This window comes from Shewanella sp. 11B5, from assembly GCF_002836795.1.
Lineage (GTDB): Bacteria > Pseudomonadota > Gammaproteobacteria > Enterobacterales > Shewanellaceae > Shewanella > Shewanella frigidimarina.
On record NZ_PJAP01000644.1, the window covers coordinates 1 to 3,625 of the forward strand.

The 3,625-nt window shown below is 41.6% G+C and carries 4 protein-coding genes and 1 pseudogene; 1 reads left to right on the top strand and 4 read right to left on the bottom strand.

Features of this window, described 5'->3' with window-relative positions:
• The coding region (locus tag CXF78_RS14755) for a LysR substrate-binding domain-containing protein (protein ID WP_257984920.1) at positions 1 to 251 on the top strand (251 nt) is incomplete at its 5' end.
• Positions 252 to 442: 191 nt separating this feature from the next.
• Here the strand turns inward: CXF78_RS14755 and CXF78_RS14760 are convergent.
• The 4 genes and pseudogenes from CXF78_RS14760 to CXF78_RS14775 form a co-directional block, all read right to left on the bottom strand.
• Positions 443 to 1,783, bottom strand: coding sequence for a transporter (locus tag CXF78_RS14760; RefSeq protein WP_219622078.1), 1,341 nt, complete (start codon positions 1,781 to 1,783; stop codon positions 443 to 445).
• A 29-nt stretch (positions 1,784 to 1,812) separates the two neighbouring features.
• The gene (locus CXF78_RS14765; RefSeq protein WP_102037225.1) at positions 1,813 to 2,526 is read right to left on the bottom strand and encodes a hypothetical protein; all 714 of its coding nucleotides are present in this window, start codon (positions 2,524 to 2,526) and stop codon (positions 1,813 to 1,815) included.
• A gap of 10 nt (positions 2,527 to 2,536) precedes the next feature.
• The gene (locus tag CXF78_RS14770) at positions 2,537 to 3,274 is read right to left on the bottom strand and encodes a C39 family peptidase (protein WP_257984921.1); all 738 of its coding nucleotides are present in this window, start codon (positions 3,272 to 3,274) and stop codon (positions 2,537 to 2,539) included.
• Positions 3,275 to 3,291: 17 nt separating this feature from the next.
• A pseudogene (locus CXF78_RS14775) lies at positions 3,292 to 3,625 on the bottom strand (hypothetical protein); the annotation flags it as partial.

Below are 3,625 nucleotides of genomic sequence, written 5' to 3' on the forward strand. Positions count from 1 at the left end.
ATAGCGCCAGTATGGTGAAGCGCTTAGCGTTGGATGATTATGGTATTGCCATGCTTTCTAATACTAGTTGCAAGCAAGAACTTGCAACCGGAAGCCTGGTGCCCATTTTACAGGAATGGCCAATGGAACCCTTTAAAGTATACGGGGTGTATTCAAGTCGCCGTCAGCTAGCCAGTAATATTAGTGCTTTTTTAGACTTCTTTACCAAACGATATACCAGCCAAGAATCACTACATTCGATGATGAGTTAAGCGATACACCTGCAAACACCTCATCATCGACTCTTTATTTTTGCTTATATTATTTAGCATCAATACCAGAGTGATTAGCTCAAATAACAATCTTAAATAGCAATCTCAAATAATAACCTCAAATGGCCTAAATAAGCCGTTTGAGGTTATCTCGATTGAGAAACATATAACGCGAAGCTTTCTAAACAGCGCTAAAATCGATACGGGAATCGCAAACTGATTTGGTAGTCTGGTGAATCTTCTGTCAGTCCAGCACCCATTGATGTCACCATAGAAAGATTAGGTGATAGGGCTAACGTAGCACCAATACCTAAACTTGCAGTGTTGGTGTCAGTACGAGGGATTTTCTCCCACTCTCCACCTTCCGGTCTTTGTTTAGTTTTACTGTAAAATCGCTGATTAAAGCTCATACTCAAACTCATTCGCTCGGAAACAGCAAAAGCCAATCCCACGCTGTAATCCAGATAATTGCCTAAATCAATTTCTCCAGGGCTTAACCCAGGCGCGCCAGATAAGTCATCAAATGTCTCTTTAAAGCTAACGCCATAATTTAAATTAAAAAACACAATCGCAGGGTCAAAGGTTTTTGCTAAGCTAAACCCAGTAGATACCCCCCAAACACCAGAGCCCGTTGCCATTTCAGTTGGGTAAGTCAAATTGCCAGTATCGGATGTTTCTAGCGGGATCCCAAAAGGATCTTTTCCCGTTGGCGCGCGAACTCTGACATTCCACACCCAATCAGGCCAATCAATTGATTCAGCATTTATTCGATAATAAACCGCGCCACTCACATCACCCATTTGACCACCACTAATTTTGGCTGTTTCATATCGCTGACTAGAGTTGCCTTCGCCCACCGAGTCATACTGAGTCCAACGATACAGGTACGGTAAACCGAGCTCAAATTGCCAGTTTTCATTCAGTGTATAGCGAGTGGTGAGATCTAATCGTGTGGTATTAGTGCGAATACGATCTAGGTTTAAGTTACCTAAAAAAATAGCATCAAGCGCTAAGAACCCTCTAAGAATAAGATCTTTTCGGCTGTAGTAACTATAGGTAAATGAGGGTTCTACGGTAAATTTTCGAGAAAAGACATTATGCGCTTCTTGCAATACATCATCAGTACTTCTTGCTCTATCTGGCGCTTTTTTTCGCTCGGTTTTGTTACTGACGATTGCGGCTTGTCGACTTGATTGAGTATTTTGTCGCTCGGCTGATGGTGGTGGTGCCGATGATGATGTTGATGTTGATGCAGATGCTGGTTGCTGAGTTGTTGAGGCGACATTTTCCGTGCTGGCTTGTCTGTTTAATGCCTCTTGCTTGAGCACTTGTTGAGCCATCTGATTAATGGTCTGTTGCTGTAATTTAATTTGTTGATTCAACTGGATCAGTTTTTGTTTAAGCACAGCGATATCTTGTTCAGATAAGCTTGATTGTAAAGCTGGTTGAGGATCCTTGTCTGCAGCATACGCAGGTACTGCCAATATTGCGGGCAGTATCACTGCGACAGCTGAGGTCCATTTCTTATTCATATATACATCCTTGGCTGGTACAGAATGAATTAAAATCCTAGTGCGGTTAAATCACTGATTTGCCTACCAAGTATATTTGACTGAATTGGTCCAACAGGCATACCGTCATACCTTAGTGTAGACTGGTTTATTACTCCATGACTGAGTCCATCAATAAAAATGCTTTGAACTAACTGCCCATTTCCATTTTGATAACTAATACCTTGACTTGCTCTACCTGAGGCCAATTCGACCTGATAGCCAACTGTGTTACCGTTAGCCGAAAACGTGGTATTGCCATTATTGCTCACAAGCGTTGTGCCGACCGCAACATTAATACCTTGCAGTAGCGGTGCTAATCGTCCTTGAGCCATATCTAATTCATTGACGGCTACGTTTTCACTTCCGGCGATTTGAATTCGTTGTTGTAACCCTGCTGTTTGACCCAAAGCATCTAACTGAAACCCATTATTGCTACTAATAGCATTAGGATCACTGATAGTAATATTCACTGAAGGTTGATTATCTACTTGAGCAAATTCGATTTGCATACCGACTTGCTGTTGAATGCCATTTGCTTGAATAAATTGCGTTTGCATCTGTAAGCCAAAATAATAGTCTTGGCCATTATTAGTGTATTTGCCTTTCATTGATTCCAATTCGAAGTCTGTTAGCACTTGGCTGTGTTTGAACACAGACAGCGAAGGTGGGCTGGCCATTACAGGCGCTGCGATAGCCAGCAGTAGCATCATGCTTAATTTCATACCTTCCTCCTTAAAGCATATCTGAATAAGAAAAACCAAATTCGAGTAGCTCAGCATCCGTCATAGGTGAGAGCGGTTCGAGTGCTTTAAACGTTAGTTTTGCTCTTGGATGCAGTAATGGGTTATCACGTTGATACTCTTGTCCAATAACCACAAAAACAACCCCATTCCACTTCCGATTAAACTCATCCATTGTCATAATCCGATTACCCAAAGCAGGATCACCTAAATAGACTTCTCCGCGATCATGACGACGAAAAACCACAAAGTGGCTATAGCCACCATCATTAAGTAATACAATGGCAGGTATTTTGAGCAACAACATTTCAGCTTCACCAACTTTATATCCTCGCCCCCTTAATCCTTGAGATTGCAGATACCGTTTCATATTCAACAGTGAAAATCCTTGTTCTTGAACCAAGGTCAGATCAGCATGCTCTAGCATGCCAATTAACACTTCCTGCTCATTTATATCTTGACGGTCATAGGCAAATTTCAGCAAGCTAGCCAGACTAGCAGCACCGCATGAAAAGTCGGTTTTTTGCTCTATTACATGTTCAAATTTTCGCTCACGTATACTCTGGATAGATTTAGAATAAGTTCCCATACCTGGCACAACACCTGTTAATGGGATTTCAGCAGCATAATTGTAGTGAGTTAGACTTAACATGATTAATACAGAGATAATCAATTGGATAATGTTGCGCATAAGATGAATTAGGGGGGACTTGCCCCCTACCTTATTCATAACGTTTAACTGAAGCTTTACTCGCCAGAAACAATGTCTGAAGCACCTGTAATGCTAGTTAAAGCAAGGTTATTCGACTGTAAGTTTCCTGTACCACTAGCCAAGTTAACACCAATGTTACCCGATGCATTTTGGAATGCTGTTCCAGCTAGTAATGAAGAGTTATTAGACTTCTGAATTACCGTTTGTACGAAGAAAGGTAATTGGCCGCTCACAGTACCATTAAGCGCTAAATCACCTTCTTCATCAAAGGTCATCACTTCAGCACCAGATGGATTTTCTGTATCAAAATCAACATGGCCCACCACAGTTCCGGTTCCTGAATTGTGTTCCCCATCCCCTTCTAAAATA

Excerpts from the sequence above, each read along its gene's own strand:
- CXF78_RS14760 (WP_219622078.1), bottom strand. The coding sequence starts at position 1,783 with ATGAATAAGAAATGGACCTCAGCTGTCGCAGTGATACTGCCCGCAATA.
- CXF78_RS14765 (WP_102037225.1), bottom strand. The coding sequence starts at position 2,526 with ATGAAATTAAGCATGATGCTACTGCTGGCTATCGCAGCGCCTGTAATG.
- CXF78_RS14770 (WP_257984921.1), bottom strand. The coding sequence starts at position 3,274 with ATGAATAAGGTAGGGGGCAAGTCCCCCCTAATTCATCTTATGCGCAAC.